The organism is Pseudomonas sp. ANT_J12, from assembly GCF_008370045.1.
In the GTDB taxonomy this organism is placed as follows: Bacteria; Pseudomonadota; Gammaproteobacteria; order Pseudomonadales; family Pseudomonadaceae; genus Aquipseudomonas.
This window is the reverse complement of record NZ_VOBN01000026.1, coordinates 1-17,689: the sequence shown is the minus strand read 5'-3', so window position 1 is coordinate 17,689 and position 17,689 is coordinate 1. Positions and strand designations below refer to the sequence as shown.

Sequence of the window (17,689 nt, the reverse complement as noted above, 5' to 3'; positions counted from 1 at the left end):
CTCGCTCCTACACGGTCTACGTTGAACCGTTGGAGCGAGGCTAGCCCGCGAAGAGGCCCGCCCATTCACCGCACTTCAAACCGACAGCTCTTTGAAATGCGCCTGCAAAAACTCCACGCACGCGCGTAACTTCCCGGAATACGCCAACCGCGTCGGGTACACCGCCCACACATTCGCACTCTGGGTGTAATCCGCCAGCACCTGCACCAGCCGGCCTTGCTCCAGCAACGGCTTCACATCCCACAATGAGCGCAACAACACCCCGCGCCCATCCAGTGCCCACTGCAAGACAATCTCGCCGTTGTTGGACGACAACGGCCCGCTGACCCGCACGCTTTCCTGGACCCCGTCGCGCTCCAGGTTCCAGATGCCGAACGCGTTGTCGCGCTCCTTGATCACCAGGCAATGATGCTGCTCCAGATCCGCCAGGGTCTGCGGCGTGCCGTGGCGTTGCAGGTAACCGGGGGCTGCGCACAACACGCGCCGGTTGCTCACCAGCCGCCGACCGATGTGCTGGCCGGGAATGTCATCGCCGACGCGGATCTCCAGGTCGAAACCTTCGCTGACGATGTCCACCACCCGGTCGAACAGGTCCAGGCGAATCTCCAGTTCCGGATAACGCTCGGCCAACAGCGACACGGCCGGCGCCACATGGTTACGGCCGAAACCGAAACTGCTGCACACATGCAGGCGCCCACGAGGGCTGTCGTGGGCGTCGGAGAGTTCGTCTTGCAGTTGCTGGAAGTCATCGAGAATGCGCAAGGCCCAGCGCTGCACCCGCTCGCCGTCCTCGGTCAGCGCAATGCGTCGGCTGGTGCGATGCAGCAGGCGGGTGCCGAGGGTGGTTTCGAGAATCTGGATGCGCTTGCTGACATAAGCAGGGGACAGCCCCAGCTCATCGGCGGCTGCGGCGAAACCGTTTTTGCGGATGACGGTGAGCAGGACTCGCAGGTCTTCGGGTAGGGGCACGGTGTCTTTCTTGAGGGTCATGGCAGAACGAGCACTGGCGGCATGAGCCGCCAGCATAGCATCGCCGTTTGCAGGATTTATTCAGCGGTAACGTTGGCGGCCGCCCGGGCATGTCGCCCACGCTTGAGGGCAATCGGCGCCATTTTGCTGCGGTCCAGTTCACCTTCCCACGCGGCGACCACCAAGGCTGCCACGGCGTTGCCGATGATGTTGGTCAGGGATCGGCATTCCGCCATGAAGCGGTCAACGCCGAGGATAAGTACCATCGCCGCCACCGGCACAGTTGGCACCACCGCCAGGCTCGCCGCCAATGCAACAAAACCGGCACCCACCACCGCACCCGCACCTTTGGACGTGAGCATCGCCACCGCCAGCAAGGTCAGTTGCTGCTCCAGCGTCAGGTCGATATTGGTCGCTTGAGCGAGGAACAACACCGCCAGGGTCATATAGATGTTGGTGCCGTCGAGGTTGAAGGTGTAGCCGGTCGGCACCACGATCCCCACCACGCCTTTCGACGCACCGAGGCTTTCCAGTTTCTGGATCAACTGCGGCAGCGCCGACTCCGAAGAGCTGGTGCCGAGCACGATCAACAGCTCAGCCTTGATGTACGCCAGCAATTTGAAAATGCTGAACCCGGCATAACGAGCGATGCTGCCCAGCACACAGACGACGAAGATAAACGCGGTGAGATAGAAGGTGCCGATCAGCTTCAGCAACGGCAGCAGCGAGCCGAGACCGTACTTGCCGATGGTGAACGCAATCGCACCAAATGCACCGATGGGCGCGACGCGGCTGATGATGCCGACGATGCGGAAAAACACCTCGCTCGCCTGATTGATGATGCCCACCAGCGGCCGAGCCTTTTCCCCGACCATCACCAGGGCAATGCCGAACAGCACCGAAACGAACAGCACCGGCAGGATTTCCCCTTGGGAGAACGCCTCGAAAAACGTGGTGGGAATCACATGCAGCAGAAACCCGGTCACCCCTTCGCCGTGTTGCGCCTGGCCAACAAAACCGGCGATGGCCGAGGTGTCGAGGGTCTTTACGTCGATGTTGAAACCCGCGCCCGGATGCAGCGCATGGGCCGCGAGCAAGCCGATCAACAGCGCGATGCTGGACACCACTTCGAAATACAGCAACGCCTTGCCACCGACCCGGCCTACCTGTTTCACGTCGTGCATGCTGGTGATCCCGGAGACCACGGTGCAGAAGATGATCGGGCCGATGATCATCTTGATCAGCTTGATAAAACCGTCGCCCAACGGCTTGAGATCGATGCCGGCCTGGGGCCAGTAATGCCCGATCACAATGCCCATCGCGATGGCGATAAGCACCTGCACATAAAGGGTTCCCAGCAGTTTTCTGATTGTCATTTTTATTATCTCGAGACGGTTTTTGGGCATGACGATCCCGCGCGGGCCCGTTAAGGCCCGCGATGGGAGGTGGATTCAGGTCAGGCTGTTTCGGGTGTCAGCGCAGGAAAGGCAGGACCTCGGCGAGCAACAGTTCGGGGGCTTCTTCGGCGATGTAATGGCCGGCGGGCAGCGCTTTACCGCGCACGTCGGTGGCGACGAGTTGCCATTCCTTCAGCGGCTCGAAACAGCGGCCGACGGTGCCTTCGGCGCCCCACAGCACCAGCAAGGGCAGGTTCAAATGACGGCCGGCGTCGAGGTCGGCGCGGTCATGCTCAAGGTCGATGCCGGCGCTGGCGCGGTAGTCCTCGCAGATCCCCCGGGCGGTGCCGGGCAACTTCAGGCAGCGCAGGTATTCGCTGAAGGCTTCAGCTGTGAACGGCTTGAGCCCGGCGCTGCGGCTGCCCATCACGCTGCGCAGGTAGGATTCGGGATCAGCCTCGATCAGGGTTTCCGGCAACGGCGCCGGGCGGATCAGGAAGAACCAATGCCAGTAGGCGCGGGCGAAGGCTTCGTTGGTTTGGGCGTACATCGACAGGGTCGGCGCGATATCCAGCAGCACCATGCGTTGCACAACGGCGGGGTGATCCAGCGCCAGGCGATGGGCAACCCGGGCGCCACGGTCGTGGGCCAGCACCGAGAACTGCTCTAAGCCCAGGGACTTCATCAGTTCGACGCCGTCCTTGGCCATTTCCCGTTTGGAATAGTTAGTGTGGTGGTCGTTGGCCAGCGGTTTGCCGCTGTCGCCGTAGCCCCGCAGGTCGACGGCGACCACGGTGAAATGCTCGGCCAGTTGCTCGGCGATCTTGTGCCAGATGACGTGGGTTTGCGGGTGCCCGTGCAGCAACAGCAAGCCCGGGCCGGTGCCGCCGATGCGGTAGGCGATGTCCACGCCGTTGACGTGGCGCTGGTCTTTCAGGAATCCGGCGAACATGGGGAATGACTCCTTGTTGTAGTTGCCTGCATCCTGAAATTGTTCGGCGGCTACGGCAAGGCGCAAAGCGTGGGGTGGTTGTTCATGAAGTGTGTAGAACCACCTGTGGCGAGGGGGCTTGCCCCCGTTGGGTTGCGAAGCGGCCCTGAAATCTGCGAATGCGTTGATCGTTCCCACGCTCTGCGTGGGAATGCAGCCCGGGACGCTCCGCGTCCCTCCAAAGCCGAACGCGGAGCGTCCGTGGAGGCATTCCCACGCAGAGCGTGGGAACGATCATGGTGCTCAACCCTGCTGAAACATCTCCTTGGCCCGTTGCTCAATCTGCTCCTGGGTCAGATCCTCCTTGCGCGTCGCCAGGAACCACAAGTGCCCATAGGGATCCTTCAAAGTCCCCGAGCGGTCGCCATAAAACTGATCCTTGACCTCGGACACCACCGTGCCCCCGGCGGCAATCGCCTGTTTGTAGGACTTGTCGACATCGGTCACATACAGGTGCAGCCCCACGGACGGTGATCTGTCCGGGTTGCTCAGCGGTCCTTGATCGCACGGCGTGCCGAGCATGATCGGGCAGTCGCCGATGCGCAGTTCGGCGTGGCCAATGCCGCCGTCGGGCATGCTCAGGCGCATCACTTCAATGGCGTTGAAGGCTTTTTTGTAGAACTCGATGGCCTCGGCGGCTTTCTGGATGCCGAGATAGGGGGTGATGCTGTGATAACCCTCTGGAATGGGTTGGACGCTCATAACGGTTCTCCCTTGTTGTTGTGAGTTGAAGGTGTTCCTTCGCCGGTTTCCGGTCGGATAACTATAGGTCAGGGCTACCGCCGATACCGAGTGCCCGACGAGCAGCAGCGCCACTGTTCAGCCATCAACAGCGAAGCAGCAGATTGCCAGGGTTTGCCACCTTTAACGCCGTTTAACCTCCCGGAACGGCAGTTCATTCTGACCCGCTATAAAGGGCAGATTGCGCCGGGGTTCTAAATGATCGTTTCCATGGCCTGCGTGGGAATGCCTCAAGGGACGCTCCGCGTTCCAATGGGACGCGGAGCGTCCCGGCTGCATTCCCACGCGGAGCGTGGGAACGATCACTCCAGCAGCTGCGCCCCAGGTCCTTGCTCCCCGAGCACATCGCCAAAGTTGCGCAACGGACACGCTTCCATCGACAAACACCCACACCCGATGCAGCCATTGAGCCGGTCCCGCAACAAGGTCAATTGCTGAATCCGCTGATCCAGATCCCGGCTCCACCGCGCCGACAACACCTGCCAATCCGCCGCCGTCGGCGCGCGGTTGTCCGGCAAGGATTGCAGCGCTTCGGCAATCTCCGCCAACGGAATCCCCAGCCGTTGCGCGACCTTGATCAACGCCACTCGGCGCAACACTTCCCGTGGATAGCGGCGCTGGTTGCCCTGGTTGCGATGGCTTTTGATCAAGCCCTTGGTTTCATAGAAGTGCAGGGCGGTCACGGCCACGCCGCTGCGGGTGGCGACTTGGCCGACGGTCAGTTCCTTGTGCAGGTTTTCCGGGGTAACCATTTAAAAAAGCCTCTTGACCTCTGGTTAGCTAGAGGTTTTACCCTGCAGGCCTTCGGATCGCAAGATCCGGTTAAAAGGTGAGTGGGGACTATTCATGCCAACGTCAGCGAAAAACCGCAGTTTCACCCAGCTGATCGAATTCGAGATCGAGCCGCATCAACAACCCGCGCTGGTGTCGGCGCTGTCCGCTCAGACCGAGCGCCTGGCCCAGGATTTCAGCGGCTTCTTGAGCGCGAGCATCCAGGCCAGCGACGACGGTCGGCGGGTGCTCAATTACCTGCAATGGCAATCCCGCGAGGCGGGTGAAGCCGCGTTCCAGCGCTTTGAAAGCGGCGAGCAGGATTTCTGGCACCTGATCCGCGCCCATCAGGCGAAAACCGTGACCTTCGGCTCATTCCAGGTGTTGCACAGCCTGGAGCGCAGCCATGACGACGCGCTGCACTGCAACCTAGTGAGTTAGATCGACAACTGCATCAAGCGCTCGCCCTGCACGTTCTCCGTGGGGCGGCGCTTGTTCACCGCCAGTTCGCCGATCTTGATCAAGCGCGTGCGGGTCACGTTGCGGCTCAATCCCAACAATGCGGCGGTGTGCACCTGGTTGTAATGGCTGAAGCGATACGCCGCGCGCAGCAGGGCGTCTTCGACTTTTTCGTGCAACGCTCCGGCCTGTTCCTCGAAAAGCTTTTGAAACGCCCGGTCGAGCAAGGCTTCCGGTGAATCGTCGACCGTGCCGTGGTGATCGTCCTGACGCTCGATGCGCATGTTCGACAGGCGCAGGTCGTCCCGTTCGATCACGCCGTTGCGGCAGATCAGCAGGGTGTGGTGAATGACGTTTTCCAGCTCGCGGATGTTGCCCGGCCAACTGTAGCTGCGCAGTTTCAGCTCGGCCTCTTTACTGATGGTGATGGTGCCGTAGCCGAGGCGCTGGCTGTAGGCTTCGACGAAATGCCGGGTCAGGGGCAGGATGTCGCCGGGGCGGTCGCGCAAGGGGCTCAACTCCAGGCTGACCACGTCGAGGCGGTAATACAGGTCTTCGCGGAAATGCCCGGCGTTGATGGCTTTCTCCAGTTGCACATTGGTCGCCGCCAGCACCCGCACGTCGATGGGAATGCTCTTGCGCGAGCCCAGGCGCACCACTTCCCGCTCCTGCAACACCCGCAGCAACTTGACCTGGATCGCCATCGGCAAATCGCCGATTTCATCGAGGAACAAGGTGCCGCCGTCGGCCTCTTCAAACCATCCAGCCTTGGCACTCAGGGCGCCGGTGAAGGCGCCTTTCTCATGACCGAACAACTCGGCTTCCACCAGAGATTCGGAGAACGCACCGCAGTTCACCGCCACGAATGGCCGGTTGCGCCGGGCGCTGAGGTTGTGGATATGCCGCGCCACCAACTCCTTGCCGGTGCCGGTTTCACCGATGATCAGCACGCTGGCTTCACTCGGTGCGACCTGTTGCAAATGCGCGAGCAAAGCCTGGGATTTCGGGTCTTCGAACACCTGCGCGGTGGCGCGGATCGACGTGGCGAGGGCGGGCGAGGGCGGTAGGGTCAGCAGTTGCATGGCAGGCTCCATGAAAAGAAGGTCAGGAATAGAAGGTCGGAATCGGCAGGGACTGGTTCAGCGCCCAATCACCCAGTTCATGGAGTTTGTAATCCACCGGGTCGTGCAGGGTTTGCGTGCGCAGGTTGCGCCAGTGGCGATCCAGGCGCAGCGAGGCGTGAGTCGAGCGCGCGCCGGTCACTTCGAACAGACGGCTGCACAGTTCCAGGCCATTGCGGGTGGCGGCGACCTTGGCCGTGGCGATGGCGGTTGCCAGATGCCCGCGCTCTTCGGCGCTGAGATTGGGGCCTTTGGCCCAGGCCTTGTCGAGCAGGTCGGCGGCGCGTTCCACCAACAGGCGGACGCCTTCAAGGGCGACCCAGTATTCGCCGTAATGGGCGAGCACATACGGGTCTTCGCGCACATCCTGGGCGCTGGATTTATGCCAGGGCCGGGTTTCGGTCAGGGTGTATTGCCGCGCTTCTTCGAAGGCACCTTCGGCGATGCCGAGGAACATATGGGTGAAAGTCAGCTGGGCGATTAATGGCCGCAGGCAGGCGAACGGCGTGCTCAATGGGCCGGGATCGAGGAGCAATTCCGACTTTTCGACCCGCACCCGTTCGAAAGTCGCGCTGCCGCTGTCGGTCTGGCGCTGGCCCATGTTGTTCCAGTCGTTGTGCAGGGTGATGCCGCTGCGACCGCTGGGGATTGCGGCGATCAACAGCTTGCCGCCGGCACTTTCATCCACCGCCGAGGCGATCAGCATTTGTGAATCGCTGGCGCCGGAGCAGAAGCTTTTCTTGCCGGAAAACTCGCGCCAGCCGCCGAGGTTTTTCACCACGGTGCGGGTGTCCAGCGGGTTGAGGGCGTTGCCCCAGAACCAGTTCTTGCGCGCCGTTTGCTCGAACCACGGCTGCCACTGTTCGGGCTTGGCGAACAGGCGCACGGTGGCGAGCATCAGGTGATGGAAACCGAAGACATGCGCGATGGAGCTGTCGACCTTGGCAAACTCGCGCACGATGGTCAGGGTTTCACTCCAGCTGGCGCCGAGGCCGCCGTACTGGGTGGGAATGCTCAGCGCGAGCAGACCGCTGTGGCGCAGGGCATCACGCTCGGCTTTGGGCGTGCCGCCACGTTCGTCGCGCTCAACGGCGGTCAGGGCAAACTCAGCTGCCAGTTGGCGAGCGGTGTGCAAGGGGGAGAGCAGGGCGCTTTGTGGTTTGGCCGTCACGCGGGGGATTCCTTATTTCTGGAGACCGATCGTTCCTACGCTCTGCGTGGGAATGCCTCTGGGGACGCTCCGCGTCCAGTGACGCGGAGCGTCACGGGCTGCATTCCCACGCAGAGCGTGGGAACGATCAGGCGTGGCGGTCAGGCCGTGGCTTTGGTCGGCAGCACATCATTGGCAATCATTTCGCCAAACGGCCCGGTGAGGTTGGTCACACCGCGTCCGGCCAGGCTCGCGTACGGTTCCGGCAACAGCGGGAACACCAGCTCGGCAAAGCGATACGCCTCTTCAAGGTGTGGATAGCCGGAGAAAATAAAGCTCTCGATCCCCAGGTCCGCGTATTCCTTGATCCGCGCCGCCACTTGCTGCGGATCGCCCACCAACGCGGTCCCGGCGCCACCACGCACCAGGCCGACACCGGCCCACAGGTTGGGCGCGATTTCCAGGTTGTCGCGACGCCCGTCGTGCAACGCCGCCATGCGTCGCTGACCTTCGGAATCAAAGCGCGAGAACGATTTCTGCGCGGCGGCGATAGTCTCGTCGCTGATGTGCTCGATCAGTTTGTCCGCGGCTTTCCACGCCTCTTCGGCGGTCTCGCGCACGATCACATGCAGGCGAATCCCGAACTTCACCGTGCGCCCATTGCGTGCGGCACGTTCACGCACATCGGCGAGTTTTTCCGCCACGGCGGCCGGTGGCTCGCCCCAGGTCAGGTAAACGTCGACCTGCTCGGCGGCGAGTTCGTGGGCCGCTTCCGAGGAACCGCCGAAGTACAACGGCGGATAGGGTTTCTGCACCGGCGGATACAACGCCTTGGCGTTCTGCACTTGCAGGTGTTTGCCTTCGAAATCCACCGACTCGCCTTGCAGCACGCGACGCCAGATCTGCAGGAACTCATCGGTGACTTCGTAGCGTTCGCTGTGATCGAGGAAGATCCCATCGCCCCGGTTTTCATCCGGATCGCCGCCGGTCACCACGTTGATCAGCAAACGGCCGTTGGACAGTCGATCCAGGGTGGCAGCCATGCGCGCCGATACCGTCGGCGAGATGATTCCCGGACGAATCGCCACCAGGTATTTCAGGCGTTCGGTCAACGGCACCAGCGCCGAGGCAATCACCCACGAGTCTTCGCAGGAGCGGCCGGTGGGAATCAGTACACCGTGGTAGCCGAGGCTGTCGGCGGCCTGGGCCACTTGTTTCAAATAGTTGAGCGTCACCGGGCGGGCGCCCTGGGTGGTGCCCAGGTAATGGCCGTCGCCGTGGGTCGGCAGAAACCAGAAAACATCCATGAAGAGATCCTTAAGCGATTTTCAGCAGATTTTTGGGGTACACACCAAACAGCGGCGCGGCGCGTTCTGCAGCAAGACGAATGCGGGCCTTCAAGGGCTCACTGGTTATTTGGTAATTCGAGAAATCGGCTTCGGTGGCGTAGACGCCAATCGGCAAGGTCAGGGCCTGGAAGAAACTGAACAGCGGGCGCAGTTGATGATCGAGCACCAGTGCATGACGTTCGCTGCCACCGGTAGCCGCCAACAGCACCGGAGTGTTGATCAGCGCATTCAGGTCGATGAGGTCGAACAGGTGCTTGAGCAGGCCGGGGTAGGAACCGCGGTAAACCGGCGCGGCGACGATCAGCAAATCAGCGCTTTCGATGGCTTGCAGCTCGGCTTCGACCTCGGCGCTCAGTTCCTGACGGGCCAGCGCCGCACCCAGTGGTCGGGCGATGTCGCCCAGTTCGATCAGCTTGCTCTCGATCGGCAACTGTTCACCGAGTTCGGCCAACAACGCTTGGGTCAGCACCAGGGTGCGGGACGGACGCCAGGTACCGCCGGAGAGGGCAACGACTTTCAATGGACGCGACATGATCAGTTCCTTTTTAAACAGTTGCTCAGGGAGCAGTGAAGAGTCACTGGGCTTGAGCAAGACCTGTACCAATCCTTCGGAGCCCCGTTTTCCGGGGCTTTGAGCGCCGTGATCGACGCGAGCTGTGCGATTGGCAGGGCTGTTTGTTGAATGACTGTTGACAGGCAAACAGTTGCGTGGGCAACAGTGAGTGCAGCGATGTCGTTGTTATAAAGGCTCTCTGTTATTCCGTAAAAGATCATTAAAAGATATTTATAGATCTTTATTGAATATGTGAGGTGCGGGCGTTTGATCCTGATACCCACTATCGAGAGCGTTGATTTCTGCCAGACCCAGGCCGGGCGTAGCCTTCACCCATCGCCAAACACAACTTTGTCAGGACGCTCCCCATGAACCGCCTACTCACTGTTTCCTTGCTCCTCGCCGTTTCTGTTCTCGCCGGATGTGCCAGCCATGTTTCACCGGAATTGCGGCCCTATACCGCTGAAGAAACCAAGGAATTGGCGCTGGAAACCTTGAACCGCCAAGGGTTGTCCTTCGACGAATACCACGCGAAAAAAGCCGCGCTGCTCGGCCAGCCACAGAAGTCATTCGGTTTCGATAGCCAGGGCGAGATGAACGCCGAACGTGCCATACACCTGCACGGTCGTCCAAGCTAAGCCGCGACTGTACCGCTCGAACTTTTACGCAACTGTCCGTGGGTTTCCCGGTAGGTGTGCGATAGGGTCAATACCTGACTGACCCTGACGGACTGCCACCGATGACGCTCTCGTTTGATCTGCTGCTGGGCTTCGCCCTGTTTGCCCTCGTGACCTCCATCACCCCAGGCCCAAACAACACCATGTTGTTGGCATCGGGCGTGAACTTCGGCTTTAACCGCACCATCCCCCATATGCTTGGCATCACCTGCGGCTTCTTTGTCCTGGTGGTCGCGGTGGGTTTTGGCCTGGGCGCGGTGTTTAAGACCTATCCGTTGCTCTACACCGTGCTGCGTTACGTCGGCGCGGCATATTTGCTGTACCTGGCCTGGAAAATCGCCCACTCCGGGCCGGTTTCCGACAGCGATAAGGGTGAGAGCAAACCGATCAGTTACCTCAGCGCCGCGGCGTTTCAGTGGGTCAATCCCAAGGCCTGGATCATGGCCATTGGCGCCATCAGCACCTACACGCCGATGCAGGGTTATTTCACCAATGTGATCGTGATTGCCGCGGTTTTTGCCTTGATCAACCTGCCGAGCGTCGGCGTCTGGGCCGGTTGCGGCACGTTGTTGCGCAATGTATTGAAGGATCGTCGCTGGTTGCGCGTCTTCAACTGGGGCATGGCCTTGCTGCTGGTGGCTTCGCTGTATCCGTTGTTGATCGAAAGCTTTAGCTGACGCATTGCTTCAACCGGTTGCCCGATGCCTGTTAAGCTCGACTTCAGGAGCGTTCCTACGCACTTTGAAATGAAGTCGTATTTCTTTAACAGCATCCGATCAGGTATTGCTGGTGTCCTTACCCCGCATACCTGATCCCGGAACACGCTCTGCGAGCCTTTTTATGAATAAACGTCCGTTGTATTTCGACTACGCCGCCACCACGCCGGTGGATGAACGGGTCATCAAGGTCATGGTCGAGTGTCTGGGTTTCAACGGCAATTTCGGCAACCCGGCGTCCAGCTCCCATGCGTTTGGCCAACAGGCCCGGCAATCGGTCGAGCAGGCGCGCCAGCAAGTCGCCGAACTGGTCGGTGCCCAGGCCGATCAGATCGTCTGGACTTCCGGTGCCACCGAATCGAATAACCTGGCGTTGAAGGGCGTCGCCCAGGCCCGGGGTGTGTCCGGCGGCCACATCATCACCAGCCAGATTGAACACAAGGCGATTCTCGACACCGCGAAACAATTGCAGGACGCCGGTGTGGCGGTGACCTATCTGGTGCCGGACGCCGATGGCCTGATTACTCCGCAAGCGGTCAGCGAAGCCATGCGCGACGACACCTTCCTGGTGTCGCTGATGCTGGTCAATAACGAATTGGGAACGGTCAACGACATCCCGGCCATCGGTCAGGTGGTGCGTAATCGCGACGCGTTGTTTCACGTCGACGCCGCCCAGGGTGCGGGTAAAGTCGTGATCGATCTGGCCGAGTGGCCGGTGGACCTGATGTCGTTTTCCGCGCACAAGATCTACGGCCCCAAAGGCATCGGCGCGCTGTATGTCGGCCCGCGGGCGCAACAGCGCTTGCAGGCGCAGATCCACGGCGGCGGTCACGAGGGCGGGTTGCGTTCCGGCACCCTGGCCACGCATCAGATCGTGGCCATGGGCGAAGCGTTTGCGTTGGCGGCGAGCTTGTTCGATGACGAGAAAGCCACCATCGTTCATCTTCGCGAGCGCTTGCTCGAACACCTATTGAGTATTCCCGGCGTGCGCCTTAACGGCAGCGCGGCCCAGCGTATTCCTCACACCTTGAGCCTGACCTTCGGCGAAGGCGAGTTCAATGCCGCGACGCTGGGCCAGTCGATCGCGTTTTCCGCGACCTCGGCCTGCAACTCCGCGAGCAATACGCCTTCCCATGTGCTGCTAGCCTTGGGGCACGACGCCCGTTCGGCCGGTCGCACCATCCGCTTAAGCCTGGGGCGGTTCACCACCGAGCAGGATATCGACCAAGCGGTTCAACTGATTAAAGCGGCCTGTGCCAGCGCGCCGGCGTTCTGGCAGTAAGCCGTTAAAGCGCCGACTCAGATCGGCACTCAACAATAATGATGAAGTGGTTAGCAGGAGACATGATGAGTACGCAGCCTTTGACCAATGGATTGGTACCCCAGCGCCTGGCGCAAACCCGTGAGCTGATGAGCCGGGAGGGCATTCACGCCCTGCTGGTGCCGTCGGCCGACCCGCACTTGTCCGAATACCTGCCGGGTTACTGGCAAGGACGGCAATGGCTGTCGGGCTTTCACGGCTCGGTGGGCACCCTGATTGTTACGCCGGATTTCGCCGGCGTCTGGGCCGACAGCCGTTACTGGGAGCAAGCGAGCAAGGAGCTCAAGGGCAGCGGTATCGAACTGGTCAAGCTGCAACCGGGTCAACCGAGCCCACTGGACTGGTTGGCCGAACAAACCCCTGAAGGTGGCGTCGTTGCCGTTGATGGTGCGGTGATGGCCGTGGCTTCGGCGCGCACGCTGGGGGGCAAGCTCGAAGAGCGCGGTGCTCGCCTGCGCACTGACATCGACCTGCTGAGCGAAGTCTGGAGTGACCGGCCAAGCCTGCCGAACGAACCGATTTATCAACATTTGCCGCCGCAAGCGACGGTCAACCGTGGCGAGAAACTCGGCAAGTTGCGCGAGGTTTTAAAAGAGCGCGGTGCCGATTGGCATTTCATTGCGACCCTGGATGACATCGCGTGGCTGTTTAACTTGCGCGGCGGCGATGTGTCGTTCAACCCGGTGTTTGTCTCCTTCGCCTTGATTAGCCAGGAGCAGGCCACCCTGTTCGTCGCCTTGAGCAAAGTCAGCGCCGAACTGCGCGCAATCCTGGAACAAGACGGCGTGACCCTGCGCGATTACAGCGAAGTGGCCGACGCATTGCGCGCCGTGCCAAGCGGGGCGAGCCTACAGGTCGACCCGGCTCGCGTCACCGCCGGGTTGCTGGAAAACCTGAACAGCGGCGTGAAGCTGCTGGAAGGGTTGAACCCGACCACCCTGGCTAAATCCAAAAAAAGCCTGGATGACGCCAAACACATCCGCCAGGCCATGGAGCAGGACGGCGCGGCGCTGTGCGAATTCTTCGCCTGGCTGGAGTCGGCCTGGGGCCGTGAACGCATCACCGAACTGACCATCGACGAGCATCTGACCGCAGCGCGTATGCGGCGCCCGGATTATGTGTCGCTGAGTTTCAACACCATCGCCGCGTTTAACGCCAATGGCGCGATGCCGCACTACCATGCCACTGAAGAAGAACACGCGGTGATCGAGGGCGACGGTCTGTTGCTGATCGACTCCGGCGGCCAATACCTGGGCGGCACCACCGACATTACGCGGATGGTGCCGGTCGGTACGCCAACCGACGAGCAGAAACGTGATTGCACGCGGGTACTCAAGGGCGTGATCGCCTTGTCCCGGGCGCAGTTTCCAAAAGGGATTTTGTCGCCGTTGCTGGACGCCATCGCTCGTGCGCCGATCTGGGCGGAAAGCGTCGATTATGGTCACGGCACCGGGCATGGCGTCGGCTACTTCCTCAACGTTCACGAAGGCCCGCAAGTGATTGCCTATCAAGCCGCGGCCGCGCCACAAACCGCGATGCAGCCAGGGATGATCACTTCTATCGAGCCGGGGACGTATCGTCCAGGGCGCTGGGGCGTGCGGATTGAAAACCTGGTGTTGAACCGTGAGGCGGGAACAAGCGAGTTCGGTGAATTCCTGAAATTCGAAACCCTGACCCTGTGCCCGATCGACACCCGTTGCCTGGAGCCGTCGCTGCTGACTGAGGATGAGAAACAGTGGTTCAACGGTTATCACGCTGAAGTGCGCGAACGCTTGAGCCCGTTGCTCGACGGTGCGGCGCTGGAGTGGTTGAACACGCGGACTGCGGCCATCTGAGCGGAGTGAGTTCAGGCGCTCCATTGAGCGCCTGGCTCATGCCATTCAGCTCAGGGCTTCAGCGACGAAGTCCAGTCGGTCCTGGCCGAAGAACAGCTGATTATCGATAAACATGCTCGGCGCACCGAACACGCCGCGTTGCACCGCCTTCTCGGTATTGTCCTTGAGGGCGGCTTTGACTTCCTCGTCGGCGGTCAGGGCCAGCACCTCGTTCGGATCAAAACCCTTCTGCGTCAGCACGACCGCGACGGTCGCCGGGTCATCGAGGCTCCGACCTTCGACCCACAGCGCAGTGAACAGACAATCAATAAATGCCTGGAAACGCTGCGGATGCCGCAGTTGCATGCCCATGACGGCGCGCATCAGCATCAGCGTATTGATCGGGAAATGCGGGTTGAATTTCAGCGGCACGCCATAGCGTTTGGCGTAGCGGTCCAGATCCTCAAACATATAGCGACCCTTGGCCGGGATGGTCGCGGGTGAGGCATTGCCGGTGGCTTTGAAAACGCCGCCCAGCAGGATGGGGATGTAGGTCAGCCGGCTGTCGGTCTGCGCGCAGATCTTCGGCAGTTGGGTGTAGGCCAGGTAGGTGGCGGGGCTACCCAGGTCGAAATAGAACTCCACGGTTTTGCTCATGGTTGATGCACTCTGCTTATTGTTGTTGTGGGGGAGGACTTACCAGCGTTCGTTCCACGGGCGCAGGTCGAGTTCGAACGTCCAGGCGTCCCTCGGCTGGCTGTGCAAGTACCAGTAGTTTTCGGCGATGTGCTCGGGGTTGAGAATGCCATCCTGATCCTTGGTCGCGTACTTTTCCGGGAAACTGTCGCGGATGAAGTCGGTGTCGATGGCGCCGTCGACCACGACGTGGGCGACATGGATGTTCATCGGCCCCAGTTCCCGGGCCATACTTTGGGCGAGGGCGCGTATGCCGTGCTTGGCACCGGCGAATGCGGCAAACCCTGCCGCACCACGCAGGCCAGCGGTGGCACCAGTAAACAGGATCGTCCCTTGTTGGCGTTTCGCCATGCGCTTGGCCACTTCCCGAGCGTTAAGGAACCCGGAGAAGCAGGCCATTTCCCAAATCTTGAAATACTTGCGGGCGGTTTCTTCGAGGATGCTGCACGGCACGTTGGCGCCGATATTGAAGACGAATGCTTCGATCGGGCCGATCTGGGTTTCGATCTGCTCGACCAGTGCAATCACATCCTCTTCCTTGCGTGCGTCACAGGCAAAACCGTGAGCCTCGCCACCGCTGGCCTTGATGGCATCCACCAGCGGTTGGAGTTTGTCGGCGCTGCGACGGGTGACGCAAGCAATGAAGCCTTCCTGGGCAAAACGTTTAGCGATGGCGCCGCCGGTAGCATCTCCGGCGCCGACAACCAGTACGACCTTCTTGTTATTCATGGGTAGATCCCTTTGGTAAACGATCGTTAACTGAACGAACGTTATGCTACGATCCGGCAAACGTCAAGGCGATCAATCCCGAGGACAAGGCAATGCGCTACTCGCCCAATCACAAGCTGGAAACCAAAGAAAAACTGCTGGAAAGCAGTGCGGTGTCAGCCAAGAAGTCTGGTTTTGCCATGGTCGGCGTCGACAGTTTGATGAAGGCGATCGGCTTGAGCGGCGGGGCGTTCTACAGTCACTTTTCGTCGAAGGACGAGTTGTTCGCAACGATCGTCGAACGAGAGCTGTGCCAAAGTCTGGCGCGGTTGGGCGGCAATGGTGAGCAGGATCACGCCAGGCTTGAACGCTGCCTCAAGCATTACTTGAGCATGGCCCATGTCGAGCAGCCTGAGTCCGGGTGTGCTTTGCCGGCGCTGGGGGCGGAGATTGCCCGCTCAGACCTTGCGGTACGCCAGCAGGCAGAGATCTGGATTTGTCGGCTTCAGGAGAGTTGGGCACGGATCCTGGACAGCGACAGCCTGGCGTGGGCGATTCTGTCGCAATGCATCGGTGCACTGGTCGTGGCGCGAATGTTGGCCACTGCGGATATACAGCGAACCGTGCTGCAGTCCAGTCAAGACGAGATTGGCCGCCAGATTGCCGGGCGGCATCAAGCTACTTGCAAATGACGATCATACTGCGACTGGTGTAACCGGCGGGGTTGAGGCCGAACGGATAGTCACCGGGCTCTTCCACGGCGTCCCCGGATTTGGCGATGACCTTGTAACCTTTTGGCGCACACGAATTGGCGGCGCTGGTGTAGCACTTGTCCCAAGAGGACGAGAGCCCTGAACAGTTGATATGCAGCCCTTTCTTGCCGTGTTTGGCCTGGGTTTTCGAGGTCGCCGCGCAGCCCGCAACTGCAAGTATGGCGATCAGTATCAAAATTCGTTTCATTACTGTCCTTAAGCGCCCGGATTTTACGCCCGGGTCTGGCTGCGTTCGCTTTTACTTTCGCTTGACGCGCTCCGATATCCCTATCTGAAAAAGTCCATGCGTGACACTGGGTTGCGGGCCTAAACATGGCCTAATTGAGCGGCAAATACCAGAGCTTCGTCAAATCCTGTATCAATCCGCCGCGACCGCAGGCTTGGCGGTACTGCCCATGGTCATGGTGGCGCCGACGGAAGCCAGGATAATGCACAGGATGGCCATCCACTGTGACAAGGAAAGGTACTCATGGAGAAACAGCAGGCCTGAGAGCGCGCCGATCGCAGGTTCAATGCTCATCAGCGTGCCGAAGGTGCGTGCTGGCATTCGGGTCAGCGCAACCATCTCCAGGGTATAGGGCAGGGCGGTGGATAAAATCGCAACGCCGAGGGCCACGGGGATCAGTGATGGAGTCAGCAAGGCGGCGCCTGCGTGAACGATACCGATAGGGGCGACGAAGAGTGCGGCAATCATGACGCCCAGGGCGGCGGTCGTTACGCCATTGTCGGCCCCGGCCTTCTGGCCGAACAGAATGTATAACGCCCAGCAGACGCCGGCACCGAGTGCATAACCGGCACCCACCAGATCAATCCCGGCCGATGTTGCTCCCGTAGGTATCAATAGCAGCAAGCCCACCGCCGCGAGCGCGATCCACAGAAAGTCGATGGCGCGCCGTGAGGCATAGATAGCGACGGCTAGAGGGCCGGTGAACTCCAGGGCTACGGCAATGCCGAGCGGGACGGTGCGCAACGACATATAGAAGAGGAAGTTCATGCCGCCCAGCGCCATCCCGTAGATGATGACGGTGCGCAGTGATTTTGCGGTGAGCTTCGCCCGCCACGGCCGCAGGATCAGCAACATGATCACGCTGGCAAAGATGAGTCGCAGAGTGGTGGTCCCTTGGGCGCCAACAATGGGGAACATACTTTTGGCCAGGGAGGCGCCGGACTGGATTGATGCCATGGCTATTAATAGCAGGCCAACCGAGAAGAGGGTCGAGGCAAGGCTGCGGGGTTGGTCATTCATTGCGAGGCATCGTCCGAGGTGGGGAGCAAAGTAATGTTCTAGGTGTTGGGCAATATACTGCGCATTGATTGCGGGCGCGTCTATATATAAGCAGTGATTTTGCACCTGTCGATAGAAAAGCCAAATCAGTGCTTGACGGCAGATTCTGGAAGTCTATAATTCGCCCCACTTCCGGCGCAGTCGAAACGGAAAACTCCTTGGTAAACAAAGAGTTACGCAGTTTTCGGCAGCGAGTTG

General features: G+C 60.6%; 19 protein-coding genes. 6 read left to right on the top strand and 13 right to left on the bottom strand.

Annotation, left to right across the window (positions count from 1 at the left end; all coding sequences use genetic code 11):
* Positions 1–75 precede the first annotated feature (75 nt).
* From FQ192_RS30075 to soxR, 5 genes are all read right to left on the bottom strand, one after another.
* Positions 76–1,026: a LysR substrate-binding domain-containing protein gene (locus FQ192_RS30075; protein ID WP_149661783.1), complete on the bottom strand. Its 951-nt coding sequence runs from the start codon at positions 1,024–1,026 to the stop codon at positions 76–78.
* Positions 1,027–1,046: 20 nt separating this feature from the next.
* Positions 1,047–2,345, bottom strand: coding sequence for a C4-dicarboxylate transporter DctA (gene dctA / locus FQ192_RS30070; protein ID WP_149661782.1), 1,299 nt, complete (start codon positions 2,343–2,345; stop codon positions 1,047–1,049).
* 97 nt (positions 2,346–2,442) lie between these two features.
* A complete protein-coding gene (locus FQ192_RS30065) occupies positions 2,443–3,318 on the bottom strand; it encodes an alpha/beta fold hydrolase (protein ID WP_149661781.1) in 876 nt (291 codons plus the stop codon).
* 282 nt (positions 3,319–3,600) lie between these two features.
* Positions 3,601–4,059: a VOC family protein gene (locus tag FQ192_RS30055; protein ID WP_149661779.1), complete on the bottom strand. Its 459-nt coding sequence runs from the start codon at positions 4,057–4,059 to the stop codon at positions 3,601–3,603.
* Positions 4,060–4,400: 341 nt separating this feature from the next.
* Entirely contained in the window at positions 4,401–4,850 is a 450-nt protein-coding gene (soxR, locus tag FQ192_RS30045; protein ID WP_149661778.1) for a redox-sensitive transcriptional activator SoxR, read from the bottom strand.
* Between the two features lie 94 nt (positions 4,851–4,944).
* Between soxR and FQ192_RS30040 the strand changes: the two genes are divergently transcribed.
* Positions 4,945–5,310, top strand: coding sequence for an antibiotic biosynthesis monooxygenase (locus FQ192_RS30040; RefSeq protein ID WP_133840633.1), 366 nt, complete (start codon positions 4,945–4,947; stop codon positions 5,308–5,310).
* Here FQ192_RS30040 and FQ192_RS30035 read toward each other — a convergent pair.
* The 4 genes from FQ192_RS30035 to msuE form a co-directional block, all read right to left on the bottom strand.
* Complete coding sequence (locus tag FQ192_RS30035; protein ID WP_123409524.1) at positions 5,307–6,410, bottom strand: sigma-54-dependent Fis family transcriptional regulator; 1,104 nt, start codon at positions 6,408–6,410, stop codon at positions 5,307–5,309. The genes FQ192_RS30040 and FQ192_RS30035 overlap by 4 nt on opposite strands.
* Positions 6,411–6,432: 22 nt before the next feature.
* A complete protein-coding gene (locus FQ192_RS30030; protein ID WP_149661777.1) occupies positions 6,433–7,620 on the bottom strand; it encodes an acyl-CoA dehydrogenase family protein in 1,188 nt (395 codons plus the stop codon).
* Between the two features lie 140 nt (positions 7,621–7,760).
* The gene (gene ssuD, locus FQ192_RS30025) at positions 7,761–8,906 is read right to left on the bottom strand and encodes an FMNH2-dependent alkanesulfonate monooxygenase (protein WP_123409526.1); all 1,146 of its coding nucleotides are present in this window, start codon (positions 8,904–8,906) and stop codon (positions 7,761–7,763) included.
* A gap of 10 nt (positions 8,907–8,916) precedes the next feature.
* On the bottom strand, positions 8,917–9,480 hold the full coding sequence (gene msuE, locus FQ192_RS30020) for an FMN reductase (RefSeq protein WP_149661776.1): 564 nt from the start codon (positions 9,478–9,480) through the stop codon (positions 8,917–8,919).
* A gap of 389 nt (positions 9,481–9,869) precedes the next feature.
* Here msuE and FQ192_RS30015 point away from each other — a divergent pair, with 389 nt between their 5' ends.
* From FQ192_RS30015 to FQ192_RS30000, 4 genes are all read left to right on the top strand, one after another.
* A complete protein-coding gene (locus FQ192_RS30015) occupies positions 9,870–10,139 on the top strand; it encodes a hypothetical protein (protein ID WP_149661775.1) in 270 nt (89 codons plus the stop codon).
* Between the two features lie 101 nt (positions 10,140–10,240).
* A complete protein-coding gene (locus FQ192_RS30010) occupies positions 10,241–10,855 on the top strand; it encodes a LysE family translocator (protein ID WP_149661774.1) in 615 nt (204 codons plus the stop codon).
* 163 nt (positions 10,856–11,018) lie between these two features.
* Positions 11,019–12,176 carry an aminotransferase class V-fold PLP-dependent enzyme gene (locus tag FQ192_RS30005; RefSeq protein ID WP_149661773.1) on the top strand — a complete coding sequence of 386 codons (1,158 nt, stop codon included), beginning with the start codon at positions 11,019–11,021 and terminating at the stop codon, positions 12,174–12,176.
* 65 nt (positions 12,177–12,241) lie between these two features.
* The gene (locus tag FQ192_RS30000; protein WP_149661772.1) at positions 12,242–14,050 is read left to right on the top strand and encodes an aminopeptidase P family protein; all 1,809 of its coding nucleotides are present in this window, start codon (positions 12,242–12,244) and stop codon (positions 14,048–14,050) included.
* A 45-nt stretch (positions 14,051–14,095) separates the two neighbouring features.
* Here the strand turns inward: FQ192_RS30000 and FQ192_RS29995 are convergent, their stop codons facing one another.
* A complete protein-coding gene (locus FQ192_RS29995) occupies positions 14,096–14,686 on the bottom strand; it encodes a 2-hydroxychromene-2-carboxylate isomerase (RefSeq protein WP_149661771.1) in 591 nt (196 codons plus the stop codon).
* A 39-nt stretch (positions 14,687–14,725) separates the two neighbouring features.
* Entirely contained in the window at positions 14,726–15,454 is a 729-nt protein-coding gene (locus tag FQ192_RS29990) for an SDR family oxidoreductase (protein ID WP_149661770.1), read from the bottom strand.
* Between the two features lie 92 nt (positions 15,455–15,546).
* On the opposite strand from FQ192_RS29990, the gene FQ192_RS29985 reads away from it, so the two are divergent.
* Positions 15,547–16,125, top strand: a complete 579-nt coding sequence (locus tag FQ192_RS29985; protein ID WP_149661769.1) for a TetR/AcrR family transcriptional regulator — start codon at positions 15,547–15,549, stop codon at positions 16,123–16,125.
* Here the strand turns inward: FQ192_RS29985 and FQ192_RS29980 are convergent.
* The gene (locus tag FQ192_RS29980) at positions 16,112–16,393 is read right to left on the bottom strand and encodes a hypothetical protein (protein ID WP_149661768.1); all 282 of its coding nucleotides are present in this window, start codon (positions 16,391–16,393) and stop codon (positions 16,112–16,114) included. The two genes, FQ192_RS29985 and FQ192_RS29980, sit on opposite strands and share 14 nt — an antisense overlap.
* Before the next feature lie 171 nt (positions 16,394–16,564).
* Positions 16,565–17,452 carry a threonine/homoserine exporter RhtA gene (gene rhtA, locus FQ192_RS29975; protein ID WP_149661767.1) on the bottom strand — a complete coding sequence of 296 codons (888 nt, stop codon included), beginning with the start codon at positions 17,450–17,452 and terminating at the stop codon, positions 16,565–16,567.
* Positions 17,453–17,689: the final 237 nt, after the last annotated feature.